Source organism: Amycolatopsis viridis, from assembly GCF_011758765.1.
In the GTDB taxonomy this organism is placed as follows: domain Bacteria; phylum Actinomycetota; class Actinomycetes; order Mycobacteriales; family Pseudonocardiaceae; genus Amycolatopsis_E; species Amycolatopsis_E viridis.
This window is the reverse complement of the sequence record NZ_JAANOU010000001.1, coordinates 846,477-870,967: the sequence shown is the minus strand read 5'-3', so window position 1 is coordinate 870,967 and position 24,491 is coordinate 846,477. Positions and strand designations below refer to the sequence as shown.

Annotated in this window: 25 protein-coding genes; 13 read left to right on the top strand and 12 right to left on the bottom strand. The window is 72.1% G+C overall.

What is annotated here, in order from left to right; all coding sequences use genetic code 11:
- Position 1: 1 nt before the first annotated feature.
- Positions 2–520, top strand: a complete 519-nt coding sequence (locus FHX46_RS04400) for a hypothetical protein (protein ID WP_243871223.1) — start codon at positions 2–4, stop codon at positions 518–520.
- A 3-nt stretch (positions 521–523) separates the two neighbouring features.
- On the opposite strand, the gene FHX46_RS04395 is transcribed toward FHX46_RS04400, so the two are convergent.
- The gene (locus tag FHX46_RS04395; RefSeq protein WP_167110862.1) at positions 524–1,810 is read right to left on the bottom strand and encodes an MFS transporter; all 1,287 of its coding nucleotides are present in this window, start codon (positions 1,808–1,810) and stop codon (positions 524–526) included.
- Between the two features lie 54 nt (positions 1,811–1,864).
- Positions 1,865–2,536 carry a pyridoxamine 5'-phosphate oxidase gene (gene pdxH / locus FHX46_RS04390; RefSeq protein WP_167110860.1) on the bottom strand — a complete coding sequence of 224 codons (672 nt, stop codon included), beginning with the start codon at positions 2,534–2,536 and terminating at the stop codon, positions 1,865–1,867.
- Between the two features lie 291 nt (positions 2,537–2,827).
- Between pdxH and FHX46_RS04385 the strand changes: the two genes are divergently transcribed.
- The 3 genes from FHX46_RS04385 (at position 2,828) to serC (ending at position 6,599) form a co-directional block, all read left to right on the top strand.
- Positions 2,828–3,994 carry a citrate synthase 2 gene (locus FHX46_RS04385; RefSeq protein WP_167110858.1) on the top strand — a complete coding sequence of 389 codons (1,167 nt, stop codon included), beginning with the start codon at positions 2,828–2,830 and terminating at the stop codon, positions 3,992–3,994.
- Between the two features lie 72 nt (positions 3,995–4,066).
- Complete coding sequence (locus FHX46_RS04380; RefSeq protein ID WP_167110856.1) at positions 4,067–5,419, top strand: serine hydrolase domain-containing protein; 1,353 nt, start codon at positions 4,067–4,069, stop codon at positions 5,417–5,419.
- Positions 5,420–5,474: 55 nt separating this feature from the next.
- On the top strand, positions 5,475–6,599 hold the full coding sequence (serC, locus tag FHX46_RS04375; protein WP_167110854.1) for a phosphoserine transaminase: 1,125 nt from the start codon (positions 5,475–5,477) through the stop codon (positions 6,597–6,599).
- 254 nt (positions 6,600–6,853) lie between these two features.
- On the opposite strand, the gene FHX46_RS04370 is transcribed toward serC, so the two are convergent.
- Entirely contained in the window at positions 6,854–7,747 is an 894-nt protein-coding gene (locus tag FHX46_RS04370; protein WP_243871222.1) for a glycosyltransferase 87 family protein, read from the bottom strand.
- A gap of 164 nt (positions 7,748–7,911) precedes the next feature.
- Between FHX46_RS04370 and sepH the strand changes: the two genes are divergently transcribed.
- Both sepH and FHX46_RS29105 read left to right on the top strand, forming a co-directional pair.
- Complete coding sequence (sepH, locus tag FHX46_RS04365) at positions 7,912–8,685, top strand: septation protein SepH (protein ID WP_167110852.1); 774 nt, start codon at positions 7,912–7,914, stop codon at positions 8,683–8,685.
- A gap of 91 nt (positions 8,686–8,776) precedes the next feature.
- The gene (locus FHX46_RS29105) at positions 8,777–8,977 is read left to right on the top strand and encodes a DUF433 domain-containing protein (protein WP_390622648.1); all 201 of its coding nucleotides are present in this window, start codon (positions 8,777–8,779) and stop codon (positions 8,975–8,977) included.
- Here the strand turns inward: FHX46_RS29105 and FHX46_RS04355 are convergent.
- The gene (locus FHX46_RS04355) at positions 8,974–9,489 is read right to left on the bottom strand and encodes a hypothetical protein (protein ID WP_167110850.1); all 516 of its coding nucleotides are present in this window, start codon (positions 9,487–9,489) and stop codon (positions 8,974–8,976) included. The genes FHX46_RS29105 and FHX46_RS04355 overlap by 4 nt on opposite strands.
- A 93-nt stretch (positions 9,490–9,582) precedes the next feature.
- Between FHX46_RS04355 and FHX46_RS04350 the strand changes: the two genes are divergently transcribed.
- Positions 9,583–10,098 carry a DUF2231 domain-containing protein gene (locus FHX46_RS04350; protein WP_167110848.1) on the top strand — a complete coding sequence of 172 codons (516 nt, stop codon included), beginning with the start codon at positions 9,583–9,585 and terminating at the stop codon, positions 10,096–10,098.
- On the opposite strand, the gene FHX46_RS04345 is transcribed toward FHX46_RS04350, so the two are convergent.
- The 3 genes from FHX46_RS04345 to FHX46_RS04335 are packed head-to-tail and all read right to left on the bottom strand — an operon-like array spanning position 10,075 to position 11,877.
- Positions 10,075–10,428 carry an MmcQ/YjbR family DNA-binding protein gene (locus FHX46_RS04345; protein ID WP_167110846.1) on the bottom strand — a complete coding sequence of 118 codons (354 nt, stop codon included), beginning with the start codon at positions 10,426–10,428 and terminating at the stop codon, positions 10,075–10,077. The genes FHX46_RS04350 and FHX46_RS04345 overlap by 24 nt on opposite strands.
- Entirely contained in the window at positions 10,428–11,024 is a 597-nt protein-coding gene (locus tag FHX46_RS04340) for a DUF2537 domain-containing protein (RefSeq protein WP_167110844.1), read from the bottom strand. Before FHX46_RS04340 ends, FHX46_RS04345 begins: the two co-directional genes overlap by 1 nt.
- Positions 11,025–11,067: 43 nt before the next feature.
- Positions 11,068–11,877 (bottom strand): TrmH family RNA methyltransferase, encoded by an 810-nt coding sequence (locus FHX46_RS04335; protein ID WP_167110843.1) that lies wholly within the window; start codon positions 11,875–11,877, stop codon positions 11,068–11,070.
- Positions 11,878–12,103: 226 nt separating this feature from the next.
- Here FHX46_RS04335 and FHX46_RS04330 point away from each other — a divergent pair, with 226 nt between their 5' ends.
- The 5 genes from FHX46_RS04330 (at position 12,104) to FHX46_RS04310 (ending at position 17,152) form a co-directional block, all read left to right on the top strand.
- Entirely contained in the window at positions 12,104–13,606 is a 1,503-nt protein-coding gene (locus FHX46_RS04330) for a glutamate--cysteine ligase (RefSeq protein ID WP_167110841.1), read from the top strand.
- 75 nt (positions 13,607–13,681) lie between these two features.
- Positions 13,682–14,341: a biliverdin-producing heme oxygenase gene (locus FHX46_RS04325; protein ID WP_167110839.1), complete on the top strand. Its 660-nt coding sequence runs from the start codon at positions 13,682–13,684 to the stop codon at positions 14,339–14,341.
- Between the two features lie 164 nt (positions 14,342–14,505).
- Positions 14,506–15,126, top strand: coding sequence for a superoxide dismutase (locus FHX46_RS04320; protein WP_167110837.1), 621 nt, complete (start codon positions 14,506–14,508; stop codon positions 15,124–15,126).
- A 100-nt stretch (positions 15,127–15,226) separates the two neighbouring features.
- Complete coding sequence (locus FHX46_RS04315) at positions 15,227–16,015, top strand: arylamine N-acetyltransferase family protein (protein ID WP_167110835.1); 789 nt, start codon at positions 15,227–15,229, stop codon at positions 16,013–16,015.
- Between the two features lie 150 nt (positions 16,016–16,165).
- Positions 16,166–17,152, top strand: a complete 987-nt coding sequence (locus tag FHX46_RS04310; RefSeq protein WP_167110833.1) for a hypothetical protein — start codon at positions 16,166–16,168, stop codon at positions 17,150–17,152.
- Here FHX46_RS04310 and FHX46_RS04305 read toward each other — a convergent pair.
- From FHX46_RS04305 to FHX46_RS04295, 3 genes are all read right to left on the bottom strand, one after another.
- Positions 17,106–18,386 carry an MFS transporter gene (locus FHX46_RS04305; protein ID WP_167121109.1) on the bottom strand — a complete coding sequence of 427 codons (1,281 nt, stop codon included), beginning with the start codon at positions 18,384–18,386 and terminating at the stop codon, positions 17,106–17,108. The genes FHX46_RS04310 and FHX46_RS04305 overlap by 47 nt on opposite strands.
- A gap of 233 nt (positions 18,387–18,619) precedes the next feature.
- Positions 18,620–19,042 carry a MarR family winged helix-turn-helix transcriptional regulator gene (locus FHX46_RS04300; protein ID WP_167121107.1) on the bottom strand — a complete coding sequence of 141 codons (423 nt, stop codon included), beginning with the start codon at positions 19,040–19,042 and terminating at the stop codon, positions 18,620–18,622.
- 79 nt (positions 19,043–19,121) lie between these two features.
- Complete coding sequence (locus tag FHX46_RS04295) at positions 19,122–20,579, bottom strand: NCS2 family permease (protein WP_167110831.1); 1,458 nt, start codon at positions 20,577–20,579, stop codon at positions 19,122–19,124.
- Positions 20,580–20,632: 53 nt separating this feature from the next.
- On the opposite strand from FHX46_RS04295, the gene FHX46_RS04290 reads away from it, so the two are divergent.
- Complete coding sequence (locus FHX46_RS04290; RefSeq protein ID WP_390622580.1) at positions 20,633–20,923, top strand: DUF2530 domain-containing protein; 291 nt, start codon at positions 20,633–20,635, stop codon at positions 20,921–20,923.
- On the opposite strand, the gene FHX46_RS04285 is transcribed toward FHX46_RS04290, so the two are convergent.
- Together FHX46_RS04285 and FHX46_RS04280 are read right to left on the bottom strand one after the other, a co-directional pair.
- Positions 20,920–23,670, bottom strand: a complete 2,751-nt coding sequence (locus FHX46_RS04285; RefSeq protein WP_167110829.1) for a sacsin N-terminal ATP-binding-like domain-containing protein — start codon at positions 23,668–23,670, stop codon at positions 20,920–20,922. The two genes, FHX46_RS04290 and FHX46_RS04285, sit on opposite strands and share 4 nt — an antisense overlap.
- Complete coding sequence (locus FHX46_RS04280) at positions 23,654–24,475, bottom strand: DUF3027 domain-containing protein (RefSeq protein ID WP_167110827.1); 822 nt, start codon at positions 24,473–24,475, stop codon at positions 23,654–23,656. The genes FHX46_RS04285 and FHX46_RS04280 overlap by 17 nt, the downstream gene beginning before the upstream one ends.
- Positions 24,476–24,491: the final 16 nt, after the last annotated feature.

The window sequence follows — 24,491 nt, the reverse complement described above, 5'->3', positions numbered from 1 at the left end:
GATGCGTGATCCGACCGGCGGCGGGTATCCGCCGCCGATGGACGGCTACCTGGCGATCTACCTCAACGACCAGCTCGCGCTCGGCGTGGGCTGGCGCGAACTGGCCCGCCGCGCCGCGGGCAACAACCGCGACACGGACGCGGGCGAGGCCCTGACCCGGGTGGCGACCGGGATCGCGGAGGACGTCGACACGTTCCGGTCCATCATGGACCACCTGGGCGTCCGGCAGAACCCGCTCAAGACGGCGGCCGTGTTCGGTGCCGAACGCATCGCGCGGCTCAAACCGAACGGCCGGCTGCTGTCGTACTCACCGCTGAGCCGGTTCCTGGAGCTGGAGGTGCTCGCGATGGGCATCGACGGGAAGAAGCAGCTGTGGACGACGCTTCGGGACCAGGCCGACCTCGCCGACCGGGTACCGGGCGTCGACTTCGACGAGCTGATCGAGCGGGCCGCCCGCCAGCGCGAAACCCTCGAACCACACCGCGCGCGGGCCGGCACCGAGGCGTTCCGCGGCGGCTGATCGTCAGCCGGCGACCGCGGCCGCGCGGTAGCGCCAGAACGCCGGCAGCAGCGCGACGGCGATCACGATGAACACGATCACCAGCACCCCGCCCCCGGTCGCCGCGGCAGCCGTGCCCACCGCGGCGGCGGTCCAGCCGTGCGTGAGGTCGGCCAGCCGCGGGCCGCCCGCGACGACCACGGTGAACGCGCCCTGCATGCGGCCGCGCATCTCGTCGGTCGCGGCCATCACCAGGATCGCCTGGCGGTAGATCGCGCTGACCATGTCCGCGGCGCCGGCCAGGCACAGGAACACGATCGCCAGCCACAGCGAGTGCGACAACCCGAACCCGATCACCGCCGCGCCCCACGCGCAGATCGCGATCGTCACCGCGACCCCCTGCCGCCGCACCCGGCCGAGCCAGCCGGAGAACAACCCGATGACCACGGAGCCGATCGGGATCGCGGCGTAGAGCCAGCCCAGGGCGAGGCCGCCGCCGGGCGGGTCGCCGAAGGTCCGCTCGGCCATCTCCGGGAACAGCGCCCGCGGCATGCCGGCGACCATCGCGATGATGTCCACCACGAACGAGGCGAGCAGCACCTTCTGGGTGCCCATGTAGCGGAAACCGTCCAGCACGTCACGCAGCCCGGCGGCCCGCACCGTGCCGGACAGCGGTGGCAGTGCGGGCAGCCGCCAGACCGCGTACAGCGCGACGACCAGGGCGACGGTGTCGATGAGGTAGAGGGTCGGCAGACCGAGCACCGGCATCAGCGCGCCGGCGGCCATCGGCCCGAACACCATGCCGAACGTGTTCACGGTGCCGGACAACGCGGCCGCCGCCGGGAGCAGTTCGGGTTCGATCAGCCGGGCGACGATCGCGCTGCGGGTCGGCATGTTGATCGCGAAGAACGCCTGGTTGCACGCGAGCAGCACGAACACCAGCCACACCGAGCCGACGCCGAAGAACGCCTGTGCCCACAGCAGGGCCGACACGACGGCGATGCCCGCGTTACCGAAGATGAGCAGCTTCCGGCGGTCCACCGTGTCGGCGATCGCACCGCCCCACAACCCGAAGACGAGCAGCGGAACGAGCGCGACGATGCCGGCGAGACCCACGTACCCGGACGACCCGGTGAGGTCGAAGACCTGCTTCGGCACCGCGACCGTGGTCAGCTGGCTGCCGATCGCGGTGATCGCGGTACCGGTGAACAGGCGCCGGAAGCCGGGCGTGCGCAGCGGCCGCACGTCCACGACCACGGACTTCAGCAGTTTTCGCTTCTTACCGCGGCGCGCACCGGCCTCGACACTCACAACCGACCAGTTTAGCCGCGCTAACTAATCGGGTCGCGTGATTTCGCTCGCGCCTCAGGGAGCGACGCGCTCGATGTGCCAGCCGTCCGCGGTGCGCACGTAGCGCAACCGGTCGTGCAGCCGGTCCCGCTGCCCCTGCCAGAACTCGACCACCTCGGGCCGGATGCGCCACCCGCCCCAGTGCGGCGGCAGCGGCACCTCGTCGACGTCGCCGAAGCGGCGTTCGATCGAGGCGAGCGCGACGTCCAGGTCACGCCGCCCGGTGACGACCTTGGACTGCGGCGATGCCCAGGCGCCGAGCTGGGAACCGCGCGGGCGCTGCTTCCAGTACTCGGCCGTCTCCTTGACGTCGACCTTCTCCACCTCGCCGCGCACGGTCACCTGCCGCTGCAACGCGTACCACGGGAAGGTCGCCGACGCGTACCGCGTGATGGTCAGGTCGTGGCTCTTCTTGGAGGTGAAGTTCGTGTAGAACACCACACCGCGCTCGTCGAGGCCCTTGCACAGCACGCTGCGGGAGGACGGCCGTCCATCGGCGTCCGCGGTGGCCAGCACCATGGCGTTGGGCTCGGCGACCCCCGCCGCGATGGCGTGGTTCAGCCAGTCCTGCAACTGCTCGGTCCAGCTGGGAGCCAGATCGGACTCGTCCAGCGCCTCACCGTCGTAGGCCACCCGCATGCCGGGAAGGCGTACCGCAACGTCGTCGATGTTTTCGACCTCTGGCATGTGCCAACCTCCACGACCCGCTTACTCACCCGTAACAACCCACGTTAGGGCTTGGGGGGCCGCTCGGGAAGCCGACGAACGGTGACACCCGCCACGGGCACGCAACTGCGGCGTGGGCCGCTCGGAAACGCAGGATTTTCACATCTACCGCACGCCCGACTGAATCGTTCTCGTAATCGTGACCGAAACCACCGCATTCTTCGATTGCTCCCCCGCCGTGACGGGAGGATGGTGTGGGCACCGTGCGACGAGGCGCCCCGGACGCGTCCCGCGCGCGAAATTGTCGGGGAAATGCGCAGCGAAAGGTTTCCACCAGTGACCACCTCAGCGCCCGTTGCAAACAACACAGAACCGGACGACGGGTTCAAGCCCGGGCTGGAAGGCGTCGTCGCCTTCCGCACCCAGATCGCCGAGCCGGACCGCAACGGCGGCGCACTGCGCTACCGCGGCGTGGACATCGAGGACCTGGCCGGCAAGGTCAGCTTCGGCGACGTGTGGGGCCTGCTGGTCGACGGCAGGTTCGGCGACGGGCTGCCGCCGGCCGAGCCGTTCCCGATCCCCGTGCACACCGGTGACGTCCGGGTGGACGCGCAGGCCGCGCTCGCGATGGTGGCGCCGATCTGGGGCTTCCGGCCGGTGCTCGACATCAGCGACGACGAAGCGCGGGAGAACCTGGCGCGCGCGTCGGTGACCGCCCTGTCCTACGTGGCCCAGTCCGCGCGCGGGGTCGGGGTGCCCGCCGTGCCGGAGTCCCGGGTGGACCAGGGCCGGACGATCACCGAGCGGTTCATGATCCGCTGGCGCGGTGAGCCGGACCCGGCGCACGTCAAGGCCGTGGACGCCTACTGGGTGTCGGCCGCCGAGCACGGGCTCAACGCCTCGACGTTCACCGCCCGGGTGATCGCCTCGACCGGGGCGGACGTGGCCGCGGCGCTGTCCGGCGCGATCGGCGCGATGTCCGGGCCGCTGCACGGCGGCGCCCCGGCGCGGGTGCTGCCGATGATCGAGGCGGTGGAGAAGGAGGGCGACGCCCGCAAGGTCGTCAAGGGGATCCTGGACCGCAAGGAGCGCCTGATGGGTTTCGGGCACCGGGTCTACCGGGCCGAGGACCCCCGGGCGCGCGTGCTGCGCCGGACGTGCCGCGAGCTGGGCGCCGAACGGTACGAGGTGGCGGCCGCGCTGGAGCAGGCGGCGCTGGCGGAGCTGCGGGAGCGCCGCCCGGACCGCGCGATCGAGACGAACGTCGAGTTCTGGGCCGCGGTGATCCTGGACTTCGCCCGGGTCCCGACGAGCATGATGCCGGCGATGTTCACCTCCGCGCGCACGGCCGGCTGGGCGGCGCACATCCTGGAGCAGAAGCAGACCGGCCGCCTGGTCCGCCCCTCTGCGAGCTACGTCGGCCCCGGCCCTCGTTCACCCGAGGAGGTCGACGGCTGGTCCGCGGTCCAGCCGCTCTGATCGGCAGGCCCCGGAACCCGCGCGGTTCCGGGGCCGCTCCGGCTGCCGCACCGCGGGCGGCAGAATGACGCCATGCTGCCCAGCACCGACTTCGCCCTGCTCCGCCGCCTGTCCCTCGAGCAGGCGAACGGCCGTGCGCCATCGATGGTCGCCGCGGTCGTCCGCGACGGGGAGATCGCCTGGTGGGGCGCCCGCGGCACCGTGGACGGCGCTGCGCCCGACGACGACACCCAGTACCGCCTCGGCTCGATCACGAAGACGCTCGTCGCCACCGTCGTCATGCGGCTGCGCGACGAGGGGCGCCTGGACCTCAACGACCCGCTGGACAAGCACGTGCCCGGCACCAGCTTCGGCGCCTCGACCGTCGGCCAGCTGCTCTCGCACACCGGCGGGCTGACCTCGGAGTCGCCCGGCTCGTGGTGGGAACGCAGCGAAGGCGGCGACTGGGCCGCGCTGCAGGCGAGCCTCGCCCAGGACGCGGTGAAGAACCGCCCGGGCAGCCGCTTCCACTACTCCAACGTCGGCTACGGCGTGCTCGGCGAGCTGATCGCCCGCCACCGCGGCACCGACTGGCTGACCGCGGTGACCCGCGAGGTCTTCGAACCGCTCGGCATGACCCGCACGTCCCCGCACCCGCGGGGCCGGCACGCGCGCGGCTGGGCCGTGCACCCGTTCGCCGACCTGCTGCTGCCCGAGCCCAGTCCGGACGCCGGTGCGATGGCGCCGGCCGGTCAGCTCTGGTCGACGGTCCGCGACCTGGCCCGCTGGACCGCGTTCATCGGTGGCGACACCGCCGGCGTGCTCAACCCGGACACCCTCGCCGAGATGCGCGCCGTCGCCACGGTCGACGACGCCGACACCTGGACCTCGGGCTTCGGCCTGGGCCTGCAGCTCGTCCGCCACCAGGGCCGCCGGCTGGCCGGGCACGGTGGGTCGATGCCCGGGTTCCTCGCCGGCACGCTGATCGACGAGAGCACCGGTACCGGCGCGCTGGCCTTCGCCAACGCGACGTCGGGACCGGCGATCATGGGTCTGACGGTCGACCTGATCTCGATCGCCGACGAGCACGAACCGAACCTGCCCGAACAGTGGCGGCCGTCCGAGGTGGACCGCTCGCTGCTGACCCTCACCGGGCTGTGGCACTGGGGCCCGACGCCCTACCACCTCCGGCTGATCCCGGGCGGCATGCTGAGCCTCACCCCGGTCAGCGGCACCGGCCGCGCGTCCCGGTTCCGGCCGGCGGGCCCGGACGAGTGGCTCGGCCTGGACGGCTACTACGCCGGGGAGACCCTGCGCGTCGGCCGTGACTCCGACGGCACGCCGCGGCACCTGGACCTGGCGACCTTCGTCTTCACCCGCACCCCGTACGACCCGGCCGCGCCGGTCCCCGGCGGCGTCGACCCGTACGGCTGGCGTACCGCATAGTGGGACCCGCCACCGCCGTCACGCGGCGGGAACGCGACCTGCGAGACTGGGACGCATGACCGATGAGCTGACCATTCCGGCTGAACTGAAGCCCTCCGACGGGCGCTTCGGCTGCGGACCGTCCAAGGTGCGCCCGGAGCAGCTGGCGAACCTCGCCTCCGAGGGCGCCGCGTACCTGGGCACCTCCCACCGGCAGAAGCCGGTGAAGTCCCTCGTCGGACGGGTGCGCTCCGGTCTGTCCCAGCTGTTCGGCCTCCCCGAGGGCTACGAGGTCGTGCTCGGCAACGGCGGCACCACGGCGTTCTGGGACGCCGCGGCGTTCGGCCTGGTCGAGTCGCGCGCGCAGCACTTCACCTACGGCGAGTTCTCGTCGAAGTTCGCCAAGGTGACCTCGGACGCGCCGTTCCTGGGCGACTCGATCGTCGTCAAGGCCGAGCCGGGCAGCGCCCCGGAGATCGCCTACGAGCAGGGCGCGGACCTGGTCGGCTGGGCGCACAACGAGACCTCGACCGGGGTCGCGGTACCGGTGCGCCGCCCCGCCGGCAGCGAGGGTGCGCTGGTCGCGATCGACGCCACCTCGGGCGCCGGCGGCCTGCCGGTCCAGGCCGCGGACTTCGACGTCTACTACTTCGCGCCGCAGAAGTGCTTCGCCTCCGACGGCGGCCTGTGGCTGGCACTGATGTCGCCGGCGGCGGTCGAGCGGGTCGAGAAGATCGGTGCGAGCGGCCGGTGGATCCCCGAGTTCCTCTCGCTGACCACCGCGCTGGACAACTCGCGCAAGGACCAGACGTACAACACCCCGGCGGTGGCGACGCTGTTCCTGCTGGCCGACCAGATCGAGTGGCTGCTGTCGAACGGCGGCCTGGACTGGGCGGTCTCGCGCACGAAGGACTCGTCGACGCGGCTGTACGAGTGGGCCGAGGAGACCAGCTACACGGTGCCGTTCGTGAAGGACCCCGCGCTGCGGTCCCAGGTCGTGGGCACGATCGACTTCGTGGACGAGGTCGACGCCGCGCAGGTGGCCAAGGTGCTGCGGGCGAACGGCATCGTCGACGTCGAGCCGTACCGCAAGCTGGGCCGCAACCAGCTACGCGTCGGCATGTTCCCCGCGATCGAGCCGGGCGACATCACGGCGCTGACCAGCTGCATCGAGTGGGTCGTCGAGCGGCTGGACGGCTAGGTTCTGGTTCTCAAGCGGCGGAGCCGCTTGTGGTGGGCCGTCAGCTACTCGCGCCGCCACGCAGGCCACGTCCGAAACACGCCCCAGTCCCAGCGTGAGCAGCAGGAGCACGCCGGTGAGGACGTAGCTCTCGGCGAGCGGCCAGACGTCCCGGTGGTCCCACAACGGGCTCACCACGAACACGACTGTCGCGAGGGCGGCGGTGCCGAGCACGAGCGGCCGGAACCGCCGCCCTCGCCACGTCGGGACCCCGATCACGGCACCGCCCACACCCAGTGGTGCGTCCAGGACACCGGGGACGCCAGCAGCGCGCCGACCGCGCACGCCAGCAACGCGACCACCGGGTCGGCGCGGCGCATCACGAGCACGGTGACGACAAGGGTGACGGCCACCGCGATCAGCCAGACCCAGGCGGGCGCGCCGAGCCGGGCGAGCGTGCCGTGCAGCGACTGGTTGCCGGCGTACCCCGGGTCTCCGACGCGGTCGCCCTGGAACACCAGCTGCGTCCAGTAGGTGACCGACGCGCGCGGCGCGCACACCCAGGCCAGCAGCGCACACCCGGCGAACACCCCCACCGCGCGGGCGGCGGCCCGGAAATCCTTGCGCAGCAGGAAGAACAACACGAAGGCGGCCGGGGTCAGCTTGACCGCCGCGGCGATCCCGACGCCGAACCCGCGATGACGGACCGGACCCAGCGCGTCGACCGCGACGAGCAGCATCAGCACCAGGTTGACCTGCCCGAACCCGAGCGTGGCGCGCACCGGTTCGCTGAACAACGCGACGGCCTGCACGGCCAGCGCGAGGCCGCCGGAAACGTGCAGCCGCCGGTCGTACCGCGCGAAGCACAACGCGACGACCGCGCCGAGCGCGACCACGGACACCACGGTGATCGCGGCAAGTGCGACATCCGGTGGAATCACCAGCAACGGCGCGAAAACGATCGCCGCGAACGGCGGGTAGGTGAACGGCAGCAGCGCCCCGTTCCGCGTGGGCGGCAATAGGCCGTACGGGTCACCGTGCTCGAAGAACGCCTGCGCGCCGAGCCGGTAGACGTCCAGATCCAGCCCGTCCAACCGTTTCCACGCCAGCACGATCCCGACCAGCACGACCTCGATCGCCACCCCGGTGACCAGAACCCGCCGCCGCATGGGGCAATCGTGGCCGATACCGGCGCGCGCGTGTTTCCCCGGGTGGCCGAACCGGCGGAATTCCTGCAAGATCAACCAAAAAGTGTCGGCGCGCCTGACCCGTCAAGGGGACGCGCCGACCTACCGTGAACACCCACCGAGGTGAAGCCAGGAGGAGGCGGCGAATGCGGACGCTGAGGGTGGTCGGACTGCACGAGGACGGCAAGTCCATCGTGTGCGAAGACCCGGCGCGGCGCGAGCGTTTCCTCCTGCCCGCCGATGAGAAACTGCGAGCGGCCGTCCGGGGTGACGTCCCCAGGCTGGGGCAGATCGAAATCGAGACGGAGAGCCAGATGCGACCACGCGAGATCCAGGCCCGCATCCGGGCCGGCGAGTCGGTGCAGCAGGTCGCGGACGCCGCCGGGGTGGCGGTGGAACGGGTGGAACGGTTCGCCTACCCGGTGCTGCTCGAGCGGTCGCGGACCGCGGAGCTGGCGCAGTCCGCGCACCCCGTCCGCGAGGACGGCCCGGACGTGCGGACGCTCGGCGAGATCGTGGCGTACGCGTTCGGGGTGCGCGGCCAGGACTACTCGCAGGCCACGTGGGACGCCTGGCGCGGCGACGACGGCCGGTGGATCGTGGCGCTCCGCTGGACTGCCGGGCGTTCCGACAACGCGGCGCACTGGCAGTTCTCCGCCGGCGCCCACGGCGGCACGGTCACCGCGCTGGACGAGCACGCCGAGGACCTGCTGGACCCGCACCGCACACCACGCACGCTGCGGGCGGTGGAAGCCGAGTCGCCGGAGCCGGACGTCGAGGAGACCCCCGGCCAGCCGACGCTCGACATCGACGCCCAGCCGGACCCCACCGCCGCGAAGCCCAAGCCGAAGAAGAAGGCCCACCCGGCGGTCCCGGCGTGGGAAGACGTGCTGCTCGGGGTCCGCAGCCAGCGCGGCTGAACGCCCGGTCCGGCCGGCATCGGACTCGTGACATTCGACGGATCACCGTGGACGCTGACCTGATGGGCGGTCAGCCGTGCATGTGGTGGCGATGCTCGCGGACGGGATGACCGTCGACGAGATCGTCACCAGGCTGCCGGACCTGACACCTGCCGACGCGGTCGAGGCGCTGCACTTCGCCGCCGTCCCGGCTGGCCGTCGGTACTGCTCGTCACCAGGAGAGCGGCCGCTCCGGCGGCGAACATCGTCCTGGCAGACGGCTGGCTCCGCGTGCGGCGCCTCCCGTTCCTAGCCTGACCGCCGCGACAGCGGGCCCACACCCGAACGCCGGCCGGGGCGTTTCGCGGCGTGGCGCTGCCCCGGGCCGGGTCCCTGCCGCGCGGCCAGCCAGTCCGCCACGGCCCCGGTGCCCAGCGCGTACACACCCTTGTGCGTGAGGTCCACGGCCAGCTCGCGGCGCGGCCAGGTCCACGGTGGCGCCCCCACACCGGTGGCGTTCTCCAGCGTCTGGTCGCTCGTCAGCCGCACCGCCCAGAACATCGCCGAGGCCCACGGGCCGCGCAGCCCGGCCGCCGCCATCACCCCGCGCAGCGCGCCGACCAGCGCGCCCTGCCCGAAATGCATCGCGAGGTTCATCGAGCGGCGGCGGCTGTCCGGCCGGCCGAGCAACCGCGCCAGAGTCCGCCCCGGCACCTCGGAGTCCGGCCGCCCGGTGACGCGCTGCTCCACCTTCTCCGCCACCGTCATCACCAGTGCACCCGCCAGCCCGGCGGCCACGCCCTGCACCACTGCTCGTCCCCACATGCCGGCACGGCTACCCGCCCGGGCGGGAACGAACCACCGGAACACGAGCCCGCCACGCCGAATCGAATTCCCGCCACCGGGTACAGATCCGATGTGAAACGCATCCTGGAAGCCGCCGAGTCACTCCGCGCTCTCGATCCCACCAGCACGGCGCTGGCGCGCGGCCTGCGCAAGGTCATCGGCCGGGGCACCGCCGACCGCCTGCTGCGAGGGGCCTGGCTCGGCCACCCCGTGCACCCGCTGCTGGTCACGCTGCCGATCGGTGCGTGGATCTCGTCGGTCGTGCTCGACCTCACCGGTCAACCCGAAGCGGCCCGTCGCCTCGTCACGATCGGCCTGGCCGCGACCCCGCCGACCGTCCTGACCGGCCTCGCCGAGTTCTCCGGACTCGACCGCAAGCAGCGCCGCGTCGGGATGGTCCACGCGGCCGCCAACACCCTCGCCGCGGGCTGCTTCCTCGCCGCCAACCGGTCCGGCCGTGGCGCAGCGCGCGCCTGGACCGCGGCCGGGCTCCTCGCGGTCAGTGCGGGCGGCGCGCTGGGCGGGCACCTGTCCTACGCGCAGGGCGCAGGCGTGCACCGGTGGTCAGCCCTGGAGCCGCGCGGCTAACGACGCCGGCGCCACCGCCCGGTACGCCTCGCGCACGATCGCGCGGATCTCGTCCCAGTCGACCGGCACGTCGAGGTACACCCCGAGCCACCCGCGGTGTCCCACGTACGGTGGCCGGAAGAACCGGTCCGGCTCCGCCCCGGTCATCTCCTCCTGCGCCCCGGGCGGCGCGGCGCACCAGAACGCCACCCGGTCGTCGTGGTGGTGGTCGGCGAACATCACGAACGTTCTGCGCCCCCGGACGAACCAGGCCGGTTCCCCGTGGCTGGGCCGCTCGATAACCTCCGGCAGCGCCAGGCAGATCTCCCGCAGCGGCCCGAGCGGCTCCATCAGAACACGACCGCCAGCACGCCGAACCAGGACAGCGCCACCCCGGCGGCGGCCCCCAGCGCGACCCACCGGATGATCGGCAGCTTCCGCGCCAGCCACAGCGACGGCGCGATACCGGCGGTGACCACGACCGCGGCGAGGAGCACCAGCCACCCGCTGGTCTCCGCTGCCAGCGCCACCACCAGCGCCATCATCGCGACGACCACGACGGCCGCGACGAACCCCGCCGCCACCAGCCCGGTCCCCCACGGTGTCGGCTCGTCACCGACGCCGGCGAACAGCCGCGGGGGTGGCTCGGTTCGCGGGGGCGGCGGCACGACCACCTGCTCGCCCGTCACCGGGTCGACGTAGTGCACCGGCGTGCCCATCACCCCGGCCACCCGGGCCGCGAGCTGCCGACCGCGGCGGGACACCACGGCCGCGGCCTCGCCCGGCCCGGTCGACGACCGCCGCAGCGCCGCCGCGACCTGCGCCCACTCGTGCAGCGCATCGGCTAGCTCCACACCGAGCGCGAGGCTGTGGGGGTCGATTTCGCGCGTGTACGCGGCGCCGTGCCCCTTGAGCACGGCGCGGTCGCCGCGGACCCGCAATTCCACGCCAGCACCTTTCCGCCCGGCACGCCGGGACGCCGGGTCGCAGTCAATTTACCGCTGCGGCCAGCTCGTAGAAGGCCACGGCCGCGGCAGTGGCCACGTTGAGCGAATCGACACCTTCGCTCATCGGGATCCGGACCGCGACGTCGGCCGCGGCCAGCGCCCCGGCGGTCAGGCCGGGCCCTTCCGAACCGAGCAGGAGCGCGGTGCGGCCGCCCGCCGAGGCCAGTTCGCGCAGGCTCACCGAATCGGGCCGCGGCGTGAGCGCCGCGACGCGGAACCCGGCCGCCCGCACCCGGTCCAGAGCGGACGGCCACGGTGTCAACGACGCGAACGGCACCCGCAGCACGTTGCCCATCGACACCCGCACGCTGCGCCGGTACAGCGGATCCGCGCACCCGGCGCCGAGCAGCACCCCGTCGACCCCGAGCGCGGCCGCGTTGCGGAACAGCGCGCCGATGTTCTCGTGGTCGCCCACGCCTTCCAGGATCGCGACGACCCGCGAGCGGGCCAGGATCTCGTCGGCGTCCGGCAGCGGCGCGCGGTCGGCCACCGCGAGCACCCCGCGGTTGAGGTGGAACCCGACGACCTTCGCCATCACCTCGGCGGAGGTCACGTAGGCCGGCACCGGCACGTCCGCCAGATCGGGCGCGAGCTCCGCGATCCGCCGATCGACCCCGAGCAGTGCCCGCGGCGGGTACGCTGAGGCGAGCAGGCGCCGGACCACCACGGTGCCCTCGGCGATCACCAGGCCGCGCCCACCAGGCCGGTCCGGCCGCCGGTCGGCCGTGGACAGGTCCCGGAAGTCGTCGAGCCGCGGATCACCCTCGTCTTCGGTTCGCACGATCTGCGCCACGGCATGAAGTCTGCGGCTTCGGGGTAGATCCTCCGTCGTCGGGGTGGGTGCTCCGAACGTGGTGGGCACCCGTGGGCCGAACGGAGCAGCATCGGAGGAAGTCGCGCGCGTCACGGTGGAGCCACCGTTTTGGCCGATGACCGCGTGTCGATCCATGTGCGACCGTTGTCGGCCGGGCATGCCGGGGCACCACCCGCCGCGGCCGGACACCAGAAGCAGGGATGGCATGGGCAAGGACGTGTCGGCGGAGAGCTTCACCCACCGGGACCGGGCGCGGTACCGGCACAAGCTCCAGCGGTGCCTGGACACCCTGGCCCGCATGCTCGCCGACGACGGCTTCTCGTTCCCGCGTCGGCACATCGGGCTCGAGGTCGAGCTGAACCTGGTGGACGACCGGTTGCGGCCGTCGATGTCCAACACCGCCGTGCTGGCCGCGCTGGACGACGAGTCGTTCACCACCGAGCTGTCGCAGCACAACATCGAGCTGAACGTGCCGCCACGCCCGCTGGCCGGGAAGTCGGCGATCGAACTGGAACACGAGCTCGTCAGTTACCTGGCGGACGCCGACTCGCGCGCGACGACGGCCGGGGCGCGGCTGGCCGTGATCGGCATCCTGCCGACCCTGACCGAGGACCACTTCGACCAGAAGTGGATCACCGACAACACGCGCTACACCCTGCTCAACGACCAGATCTTCGCCGCCCGCGGCGAGAACATGACCCTCACCATGGACGGCGCGCCGCTCGGCGGGCACAACCCGGAGCGGTTGCGCACCCACTCGGAGTCGATCCTGCCCGAGGCCGCGTGCACCTCGGTCCAGTTGCACGTCCAGGTCGCGCCGGACGAGTTCGCCACCCACTGGAACGCGGCGCAGTGCCTGGCCGGGGTGCAGGTGGCGGTCGGCGCGAACTCGCCGTTCCTGCTCGGCAAGGCGCTGTGGCACGAAACGCGCATCCCGCTGTTCCTGCAGGCCACGGACACCCGGCCGGAGGAGCTGCGCAACCAGGGCGTGCGGCCGCGGGTGTGGTTCGGCGAGCGGTGGATCACCTCGATCTTCGACCTGTTCGAGGAGAACGTCCGCTACTTCCCCGGCCTGCTGCCGGAAACCGTGAGCGAGGACCCGCTGGACGCGCTCGACGCCGGGCAGGCGCCCAAGCTGACCGAACTCATGCTGCACAACGGGACGGTGTGGCGCTGGAACCGGCCGGTGTACGACGTGGTCGACGGCAAACCGCACCTGCGCGTGGAGAACCGCGTGCTGCCGGCCGGGCCGACGGTGCTGGACATGATGGCCAACGCCGCGTTCTTCTACGGCGCCCAGCGGGCGCTCGCCGAGGCGGAACGTCCGGTGTGGACACAGATGTCGTTCCAGGCGGCCGAGGAGAACCTCTACGCCGGTGCCCGCAACGGGTTCGACGCGCAGCTGTACTGGCCGGGACAGGGCTGGGTGCCGCCGGACGAACTGGTGCTGCGCGTGCTGCTGCCGCTCGCCGCCGAGGGGCTGCGCAGCGCCGACGTCTGCGAGGCAGCCATCGACCGCTACCTCGGCGTGATCGAGCAGCGCTGCCTGACCCGCCGCAACGGCGCGTGGTGGCAGCGGGCGACGGTCACCGCGGCCGAGGAGCGCGGCGCGGACCGCGAGACCGCGCTGAGCACGATGCTGGGGCGCTACCTGGAGCTGAGCCGCGGGGGTACGGCGGTGCACACCTGGCAGGTCGACCCTGAGTGATCATGGGGACGCTGATCGGGTCAATCCGGTCTGCGCAGGTAGGCCCGGTGACGGATCTCGCCTACGCTGCCACTCATGGTGGCTCCCCTCGCGGTTGACCTGGACCTGAACCGGACCCCGTTCTCGACCACCCTGAGGGAATCGACGCGGCGCGCCCACGATCGGGCGCACCATTCGCGGTACATGCGCGAGCTGTTCAACGGCGACCTCGACCTGCCCGACTACGCCCGGCTGGCGGCCCAGTACTGGTTCATCTACCAGGCGATCGAGGAGGCCGCCGACGCCATGCGCGGCGACCCGGTGGGCGGCCGGTTCGTGTTCGACGAGCTGCGCCGGCTGCCTGCGCTGGCCGCCGACCTGGAGTTCCTGCACGGCGAGCACTGGCGCGGGCGGATCGAGCCGGTCCCGGCCACCGAGGATTACGTGCACCGGATCCGGTCGGTGGCGTTCGACTGGGCCGGTGGCTACGTCGCGCACCACTACACGCGCTACCTCGGCGACCTCGCCGGCGGTCAGGCGGTGCGGAAGCTGCTGGCCGAGGTACACGGCGTGGCGGGTCCGGGCGCGCTGTTCTACCGCTTCGACGACATCGGCAGCGTCCCGGCCTTCCGCAGGCGGTACAAGGCGCTGCTCGACACCACCCCGTGGACCGAGGCCGAGCGCACCCGCATCGTGACCGAGGCGCTGGTCGCGTTCGAGTTCAACATCGCGGTGCTCGACGACCTGGCGAAGTGATCATCGGCACAGCGCGTTGACCTCGATCTAGCTGGAGATTGCAGGCTGGTACCAGAACCAGTTCCCGCAGTGCGGACAGCGGCTCCCCGGTTAGCTTCCCGCGCTCGCGAGGACTAGGTTTTGATACCGCAAGGGACCTCTGCGTCAGACAAGAAGGAGGGCTGATGGCCCGCTACGAGCTTCCTGACCTCGACTACGACTACGGCGCGCTCGCCCCGCACATCTCGGGTGAGATCAACGAGCTGCACCACAGCAAGCACCACGCGGCTTACGTCAAGGGGGCCAACGACACCCTGGACAAGCTCGCGGAGGCTCGGGACAAGGGCGACTTCGGCTCGATCGTCGGCCTGGAGACCACGCTGGCGTTCAACCTGGCCGGGCACGCCAACCACGTGGTGTGGTGGAAGATCCTGTCCCCCGAGGGTGGCGACCGGCCGACCGGCGAGCTGGCTTCGGCGATCGACGACGCGTTCGGCTCCTGGGACAAGTTCCAGGCGCAGTTCACCGCCGTCGCCACGACCATCCAGGGCAACGGCTGGGCCGCCCTGTCGTGGGACCCGGTGGGCAAGACGCTGATCACGCAGCAGCTGCGCGACCACCACAACAACCTCATCCTGCCGACCGTGCCGATCCTGCTGGTCGACGTGTGGGAGCACGCCTTCTACCTCGACTACAAGAACGTCAAGGCGGACTACGTCAAGGCGCTGTGGAACGTCTACAACTGGGCGGAGATCAGCAAGCGCTTCGACAACGCCGTTTCCGGCGGCAACGGCCTGCTCCTCTAGAGCACGACCGTCCGAAGGGTCCTTCCGCGCGCTCGCGCGGACAGGGCCCTTCCTTTTTGCCGCTTGACCTCGACCACAGTGGAGGATGCAGGCTGGCGGCATGGATGTGGACGCGTACTTGGCCCGGATCGGCGCCCGGCAACCGGCCGCCCCGACCGCGGAGACGCTGCGGGACCTGCACGAGGCTCATCAGCTGGCGGTGCCGTTCGAGAACCTCAGCGTTCACCTACCTGAGCGAATCGTGCTGGACGAGGACGCGTTGTTCGACAAGATCGTGCGGCGGCACCGGGGCGGCTTCTGCTACGAGCTGAACGGCTTGTTCGCCGCGTTGCTGCGCGAGCTGGGGTTCCGGGTCACCCTGCTGAGCGCTCGCGTGCACGGCGGCGGGCGGTGGGGCGCGCCGTTCGACCACCTGGCGCTGCGTGTCGGCCTGGACGAGCCGTGGCTGGCCGATGTCGGCTTCGGCCGCTTCGCCCGCCACCCGCTGCGGCTGGCGGCGTGCGAGCCGCAGGCCGATCCCGAGGGTGAGTTCCTGGTGCTGGACGTGCCGGGCGGCGACCTGGAGATCCGGATGGACGGCGAGCCCGCCTACCGGCTGGAGCAGCGGCCACGCGAGCTGGCCGACTTCGTCCCGACCTGCTGGTGGCAGGCCACCTCGCCGGAGTCGCACTTCACCCAGAACGTGGTGTGCACGATGCCCACCTCCGCCGGCCGCATCACGCTGGCCGGCGACAAGCTGATCGAGACGGTGGACGGCAAGCGGGCCGAACGGGAGCTGACCGGCGCGGAGGAGGTCGAGGCGTACCGGGTGCACTTCGGGATCGACGTGAACGAGGCCCCGGTGCCCGGATCGTTCCCGGCACCGGGGCCTCGCCCGTTCCCGAACTGACTGCCGCTCCCACCACGAAGCGGACATGCATTAGGTTAGCCTAACTTCACCGCGAGCCGCAAGCCCGCCCACTCATCCGATCGTGCCGGCCCAGCGGCCCGGCGTGGATCACCGGTCGAGCCCGGAAAGCCACCGGATAGCGTTTCGGCCGTGAAGACGTCGACAGTGATCGCGATCGTGCTCGGCGTGCTGCTGTCCATCGCCTCGGTGTCCGGTGCCGCCGGCTACCTGTGGGCGCAGGGCACCGCCGCTCCACCGCCCCCGCCCGGACTGCCCGCCGTCTGGCCCACCGAGGCCGGCGAGCTGCCGCACCGCGTGCCGATGCCGTCCGGGGAGATGCTCGTCGCGATGCCCGGGGACAGCGCCGCTCACGTGCTCTGCCAGGCCCTGCCCGACCGGCACTGGCAGGCCCTGCTCGGTGGCACGACGCTGCGGGAGGTCCGGGACAACGGGTGCCACCTCGTGACCGGGAGCCTCGACGTCGACGTGCGGCTGGACAACGCGCCGGCCACGCTGAGCGCACCGCAGGCGGTCACGGTGTCCGGGCACGCCGCCGAGGTCGAGTCCGGCGGCACCGTGAACGCGCGGCTGAACGCGCACCTGGTCGACGAGCCGCCCAGCGGCCGGGTGCACCCGTACCTGCGCGTCGACATCACGCGGTTCGCCGTCACCCGGCCCGACCTCGCGCTCGACGACCTGGCGGTCTCCATCGCGCGGGACGTCCTCGACGCGACCATGGCACCCGGTCCCCGCCTGCCCGCGCAGGGCCGGGACGGCACGATCACCCTGCAGGTGACCGACCCCGTCCCCGGCTACGGCATCCGCGGTGCGCCCTGGCCGGTGGTGTCGTGGCAGCTGTGCACCGAGCTCGCGAAGGCGATGGGCACCAGCGCATCCGCGGCGAAGCCGAAGTTCGACGGCCGTTGCACGGTCCGCACCGTGCAGGCCGTGCTGGACGACGACGTCACCCCGCGCGCCTACCCGGACACGCTCGCCGGGCGCCCGGCGCTGATCACCAGCGACCTGGTCGCGGTGAAGATCGCCGACGACGAAAGCCAGGAACTGGTCTTCACCGGAACGGGCCGGGACCTCAGCGCACTCGCCGGGTCCGTGCTGCCTGCCCTCCTCGGCCGCTGAGCACCCGCAGCCCGGCGAGCTCGACCGGCCGGGCCATGCCGCCCCGGCGGACCAGGACGACCGCGCAGGCCACCGCCGTGACCGCGGAGAGCACGCCGCCGATCAGGAACGGGGAGCGGCCGCCGAAGGTGTCGGCCATCCACCCCACCATCGGGCCGCCGATCGGGTTGCCGCCGATCAGCACCAGCACGTAGAGGCCCATGACCCGGCCGCGCATCTCCGGGCTGACCGAGGTCTGCACGAGCGAGTTGGCCGTGTTGAGGAACGTGATGGTGGCGAACCCCAGCGGGATCAACGCGATGCCGAAGGCCAGGTAGGTCGGCATGAACCCGGCGACGAACTCGACCGCGCCCAGGCTGAACGCGGCGACCAGCAGCAGCCGCACGCTCGGCTTGCCGCGGGCGCCGCGGCGGGCGGCCATGAGCGAACCGGTGAACGTGCCCACCGCGATCAGCGTGGACAGCAGGCCGTAACCGTCGGCCTGGGTGCCGAACACGTTGCCGGCGATGATCGCGAGCGAGGTGAAGAACGTGATGCCGAACGTGCTGACGAAGAACACCAGCACCATCAGCGACACCAGGTCCGAGCGGCCACGCACGTAGGCCAGGCCCTCACGCAGCTGTCCCTTGGCGCGCGCGACGGCCGGCCCGCGGAAGAGCTGGTCCGGGTTCATCAGCAGCAGGCCGGTGACGACCGCGAGCGTGCTGACCGCGTTGGCCAGGAACATCCAGCCGGTGCCCACCCAGGTGATCCCGAAGCCGGCGATGGCGGGCCCGACGATGCGGGCCATGTTGAACACCGACGAGTTCAGCGCGACGGCGTTGCTGATCTGCTTGCGCCCCACCATCTCCGCGACGAAGGACTGGCGGGCCGGCACGTCCAGCGAGCTGAAGATGCCCAGCACGAAGCACAGCAGGTAGACCTGCCAGAGGGTGACCACTCCGGCCACGTCGAGCAGCCCGAGAACCAGCGCCTGCACCCCGATGCCGCTCTGGATGGCGATGCACAGCTTGCGCTTGTCCACGCGGTCGGCCAGGACGCCGGCCCACAGGGACAGCATCAGGGTCGGCAGGAACTGCAACGCAACGGCGATCCCGAGGGCCACCGGGTTGTTCCCGGAGAGCTGGAAGACGAGCCAGTCCTGCGCGATGCGCTGCATCCAGGTGCCGATGTTGGAGATCACCTGGCCGGAGAAGAACAGCCGGTAGTTGCGCACCGCCAGGGAGGCGAACATGCTCGCCTTCGGCTCGGGCTTCGTCTCCGGCTCGGTCGCCGCGCCGGCCGCCTGCTCGGTGGCGGCTTCGGCCTGCACGGCCGGCGGCTGCCCGGTGGCGCGGCTCCGCACCCGGCCCGCGGGCGCGGTGCAGGCCCGGTCCGCCGGAACGCTCCGGGCGGGAGGTGCCTGGCCTCGGGTAGCTGTGGTCGTCTGATCGGACTCTCTGTCAGTACCCGTGTTGGCCCGCACCGTTATTCGTTCCCCGCCATTCTGTCGATGATCTCGGCGGCGCGCGCGAGGACTTCACGCTCTTCGCCGCTCAGTTCGGTCAGCTTCCGGTCCAGCCAGGCTTCGCGCACCAGGATCGTTTCGCCCACGAACGCGCGCCCCCGCTCGGTGAGGGCGACGATCGACTGCCGCCCGTCGGTGGGGTGCGGGCTACGCTCGACGAACCCGAAGTCCTCCAGCGCCGCGATGACCCGCGTCATCGACGGCGGCTGGACACCTTCCTTGGCCGCCAGCTTGCCCGGCGTGAGCGGGCCGCACTTGTGCAGTGTGGACAGTGCAGCCAGCTGGGTCAGCGAGACGTTCTCACCGGTGCGCTGCGCCCGGAGTTTGCGGTTGAGCCGCACCACCGCGAGCCGCAACCGGCTCGCCAGGGCAGGCTCCCGCACATCGGACACATAGTTAGCTTACCTCACGATCGAGCGGACGGCCGGGTGAACTCGATCGCACCGTCGAGCGGCACGTGACTCAACCGAGGGCCGCCTGGATCGGGCCCACGGCGAAGTACGCCACGAACGCCACGGCGATCACCCACAGCAACGGGTGCACCTTGCGCGCGCCGCCCGTCACGATCTGGATCACCACGTAGGTGATGAAGCCGGCGCCGATCCCGTTCGTGATCGAGTACGTGAACGGCATGACGACGATCGTCAGGAAGGCCGGCAGCGCGATCCGGAAATCGGTGAAGTCGATCTCCCGCACCTGGCTGATCATCAACGCGCCGACGATCACCAGGGCCGGTGCCGCGGCCTCCACGGGGATCACCTCGTACAGCGGCGTGAAGAACATGGCCGCGATGAACAGCAGCCCGGTGACCACGTTGGCCAGCCCGGTCCGCGCACCCTCCGCGATACCGGACGCCGACTCGACGAACACGGTGTTCGAGCTGGACGAGCTGAACCCACCGGCCACCGCCCCGAGGCTGTCCACGAACAGCGCCTTCCCCGTGTTGGGCAGCTCACCCCTCTCGTTGAGCAGGTCGCCCTCCTTGCCCAGCCCGGTCATCGTCCCGATCGTGTCGAAGAAGTCGGTCAGGATGAGCGTGAACACGATCAGCGTGGCGGTGATCGCCGGCACCTGCACCCACGCGTCGAAGTTCACCTTGCCGATCAGCGACAGGTCCGGCAGCCCGGCGACCTTGTCCGGCAGCGCCGGGTAGCCCAGGTTCCAGCCCTTCGGGTTGGTGCCGTTGGACGGCCCGGCCTTGACGATCGCCTCCAGGACGATCGCGATCACCGTCGTCACCAGCACACCGATGAGGATCGCCCCGCGCACCCGTTTCGCCATCAGGATGCCGGTGATCAGCAACCCGAGCACGAACACCAGCGTCGGCCAGCTCGCGATCGACCCGCCGATGCCCAGTCCGACCGGGACGGTCGTGTTCGCCGCGTCCGGGATCCGCCGCACGAACCCGGCGTCCACCAGGCCGATCAGGGTGATGAACAGGCCGATCCCGACCGCGATCGCCGCCTTGAGCGGCGCGGGCACGGCCCGGAACACCATCGTCCGCACACCCGTGAGCACCAGGACCAGGATGACCAGGCCGTTGAGCATCACCAGGCCCATCGCGGCCGGCCAGCTCATCTGGGGCGCGACGCTGACCGCGATGAGCGAGTTGATCCCCAGGCCGGTGGCCATCGCGAACGGGTAGTTCGCCACCACCCCCATCAGGATCGTCATCACCCCGGCGACCAGCGCGGTCACCGCCGCCACCTGCGGTACCGGCAGGATGTTGCCGAACAGGTCCTTGTGCGCACCCGTGTCCTGCGCCGAGAAACTGCCGATGATCAGCGGGTTGAGCACCACGATGTAGGCCATCGTGACGAACGTGACCAGCCCGCCGCGCACTTCGCGGCCGACGCTCGACCCGCGCTCGGTGATCTTGAAGAACCGGTCCAGCCCGGTCCTGCCGCTCTGCTCAGCCATGCAACCTGCCTCACCTGGTGCTCCGGGAACGACCCGCGGGTAGCCTTCCTGACGTGGCCGATCCGATCAACGCCGGGGATGTTAAACGTCCGTTGCTTCGGGTACCCGACCTGCCGGAGCGCCTGGTGGTGCTCTACCCGGTCGTCGTCGTCGGCACACTCGTGTGGTTCACCGCGTTCGTGGTGCTGGGCGCGCTGCGCCTGTTCGGTGGCGGCGGCCCGGGCAGCGTGTGGACGTGGACCTGCCTGTCCGGCGGTGTTCTCGGCCTGATGGGCCTGGGCATCATGAGCTGGCAGCGCTGGGCTCGCCGCCGCGGCAGCCGCAGCGCCCAGACCGGCCTCTAGAGCAGGAAGGTCGTGGTCGCGGGGTCGTTCAGCACGGCCTCGACCAGGTGCCGGTCGGACCAGCGGCCGGTGGCCCAGGCGAACGCGCGCGCCAGCCCGGCGGGCGAGTCCTCGGCGTGGAGTTCCTCCTGGAACGTCCCACTTCCGACCCACCACGGTGTGGCGCGCTTGACTCCGTCGACCTCGATCGTCAGCTCGTCGTGCACCACGAGGCCACCGTCGGGCAGCGGGATGTCCAGCAGCTCTGCGGCCAGGACCAGCGCGGTCATCTCCGGCCACGGCACGAACTCACCCTCACCGGCGATCCGGGCGTCGACGTGCTCGCTGAGCAGCGGAATGTCCAGCACGTCGGCCAGCGCGGTCGGGTCCGCGCCGGGCGCGGCGGCCACCAGGCGTTCCGGCGCCCACACCGAGCCGAGCCACGGCCGGTCCAGCACCGCGGTCCGCTCGGCGTCCACCACGGATCCGTCGACGGTCCGCACCCGCTGCGGTGCGTCCAGGCCGGACCAGTCCAGATCGGCGGCGGCGAGCACGGCGTGCGCCCGCAGGATCAGCCCCGGCGGCACCTGCCGGTCCGGGTCGCCGAGCCGGTCCAGCAGGTCGGCCGCATCGTCGAGGTCGTGCACGGCGAGCTCGGACCGGACCCCGGCCGCGGCCAGCACGTCCGGCCGCACACCGACGTCCGGCACCGGGTCGTACAACCCGGCCAGGCCGTCCGCGTCCGGCAACCGCCACTCGACCGGGGCGCGACCAGCGAGCAGCGCGTTGCGCGCGAGCCAGGCACCGGTGGGGCTGTCCGGCATCGTCAGCGCCTGCCAGGTGGCGCGCTGCCCGGCGATCAGCCGCAGTGCCTGCGGCCACGCGTCGTCGGCGACGAGGTCGAGGTCGCGGACCTCCGGTCGCTCGTCGGCGTTCTGCACGACCACGAACTCGTCGAGCACGCCCAGCTCGGTGAGCACCCGGACCGGCCACTGCCCGGCGAAACCCGCGTCCAGCACCGAGAACGGGCCGTCCTCGTCGAACACCTCCGGGTCGAACACCTCGCGCAGCGGCGAGTTCGGCAGCAGCAGCTCGTCCGCGCGGCGCCAGCCGTCCACCGACGGCAACGCCAGCGCGCCCAGCCCCTCGGCCGAGGTCTCGGACACCAGCCGCAGCACGGCTTCCGCCAGCGGCCGGGTGTCCAACCCGGACTCCGCATCGGCCAGGCTGCGCTCGACCGCCTCCCGCAGCGCGGGTGCTTCGAGCAGGTCGGCGGCATCCGCCCGCTTCGCACCCAGCCGCTCCAGCAGGGGGTGCGCCGCGTCCGGGTGCACCAGCCGCAGCCCACCCACGTCGGCCTCGGCGAGCAGGTCCAGCAGCTCCGACTCGCCGAGCAGCAGCGCCCCGCGTGGGCCGGGCAGCGTCCGCCCGTCGGCCAGCGGCACCGGCAGCGCGCCCAGTTCGTCCGCGGTCACCTCGTGGTTGTCCAGCAACGGCAGGAACGCGTCGTAGAGATCGCGCCACCACCGCGGGTCCCGGCCGGCACCGACCAGCAGGTCGACCAGCTCGGCCACGTCGAGGCGGTCCGCGCCGACGGTGGCGAGGACCTGCGCCGCGTCGTACCCGCTGACTCCGGCCAGGCCGGGGACGACCCCGGCGAGCAGCTCCAGCAGCCGCGGGGATGCCACGGACAGCACCCGCGCCCCGCTGGGCGCGAGGTCACTGCCCTCGGCCGCGGGCAACCACGCCTGCGTCGCCAGCTGGCGGCCGACCAGTTCCCGCAGCTTTCCGTCCACTTCGGACAGCGGGAACCCGGCCTCGGGCACCAGGCCGAGCCGGTCGGCGGGCGCGAGCCGGCGCACCAGCGCCGGGTACTCGCGGGCCGCCGCGGCCAGTGCCGCGTCGGCGCCGGGGAGCACGCGCCGCCGGGACGGTTCGAGCGGCACCGTCGCGATCAGCCGGGCAGGCAGGGACAACCGCTCGTCGGTCGGTGTCGGTGCGTGCAGCACGTCCTCGGTGAGCCGGCCGTCCACGGGCGTCGCCCACACCGCGTTCTCCCCGGCGTGGGTGAGCCAGCGGACCGCGCCGGACGGCGTGGACAACTCCGCCACACCGTCCACATCGGAGCGCGACCAGACCGCGCCGGGCGCCTCGATCCGGGTGAGCCACGGCAGGGACAACAGCAGGTCCTCGGCCTCCTCGGCCAGCCGCGCGAGGAGGTCCTCCGGGTCCACGCCGGGCCGCAACGGCAGGCGGACCTCGGTGTCGAAACCCGCCGGCACGTCCTCGTCGGCCGGCCACGGCAGCCGCAGCACCGGCACCGCACCGTCCCGGCCGGCGGCTTCCCGGGTGCGGGACTCGGAGAACGCGACCCCGCCGGTGCGCGAGATCACCCGCGGCTCACCGGTGACCGCGAGCACCGCGGCGAAACCGACACCGAACCGCCCCACCGCGCCGCCCTGCTTCGCCGACGCCCGCAGCGACGCCAGCGACGCGACCCCGGCGGCGTCGAGCGGCGCGCCGGTGTTGGCCACCCGGAGTTCACCGCCGGTCAGGGACACGCGCAGCGTGCCGGGAGTTCCGGCGAGCGCGGCGGCGTCCGCGGCGTTCTGCGCCAGCTCGACGAACAGCCGGTCGCGGTAGCCGCCGGCCCGCAGATCGCCTTCGGCGTTGGTGTCTTCGGTGAACCGGGTCGGCGAGTCGCGCCAGGCCCGCAGCACCGAGGCCCGCAGCGCCTCGGTGCCGAACGGATCACTCAGCTGACTCACTCGCCGTCTCGGCGTCCGGGGTGGCGCCCGTCTCGGTCTTCGGCTCCTCGACCGGCTCGGTGTCCAGCAGCGAGTCGTCGTAGACGAGCTCGGCCACCGGCACCGACGAGGTCACCTCGACCTCGACCTCGGAATGCGCGCCGCAGCCGTACTCGGCGTGCACGACGTTGCCGTCCGCCGGGGCGATCTCGTTGCCGCACACCCCGAACGCCGCCCGCAGCGAACCGGCGAGCGGCAGGTAGAAGCCGCAGTTGCCGCAGTGCGCCGGCGCACCGCGGGCCATGTCCGACCGCGGGCCGAACTCGCCGCGGTGCCACCGCGTAGCGGCCTCCTCGCGGCCGTAGCGGGACAGGACGTGCACCCGGCCGAGCCCGATCTCGTGCGCGACCTCCTCCACCGCCGGGTCGTCGGACTGCACGTACGCCGGGACCAGCCGCGGGTCGTCCTTGTCCGGCGGGAGGATGTCGCCGACGCCGAGGTCACCGGCCCGCACCCGCCGCTCCCAGGGCACCCACTGCGGGGCGATCAGCGCGTCCGGGCCGGGCACGAGCACGACCTCGCTGATCGTCACCGGGGTGTCCGGGCCCGCGCTCGCCACGGTCACCGACCAGCGCCAGCCGCGGTAGCCGGGCACGTTCGCCTCGAAGAGGTGGCTCGCCGACACCGCGTCCTCGCGCGCCACGCCGACGTGCGCCCCCACCTGCTCGGCGCCCGCCTCTTCGACCGCGGCCTCGCGGGCGAGGCCGACCGCCTCGGCGAGAGCGCGCTCCACGGAGCCGTCGTCCAGGGTGAGCAGCAGCGTCATACCCCAATTGTGCCCC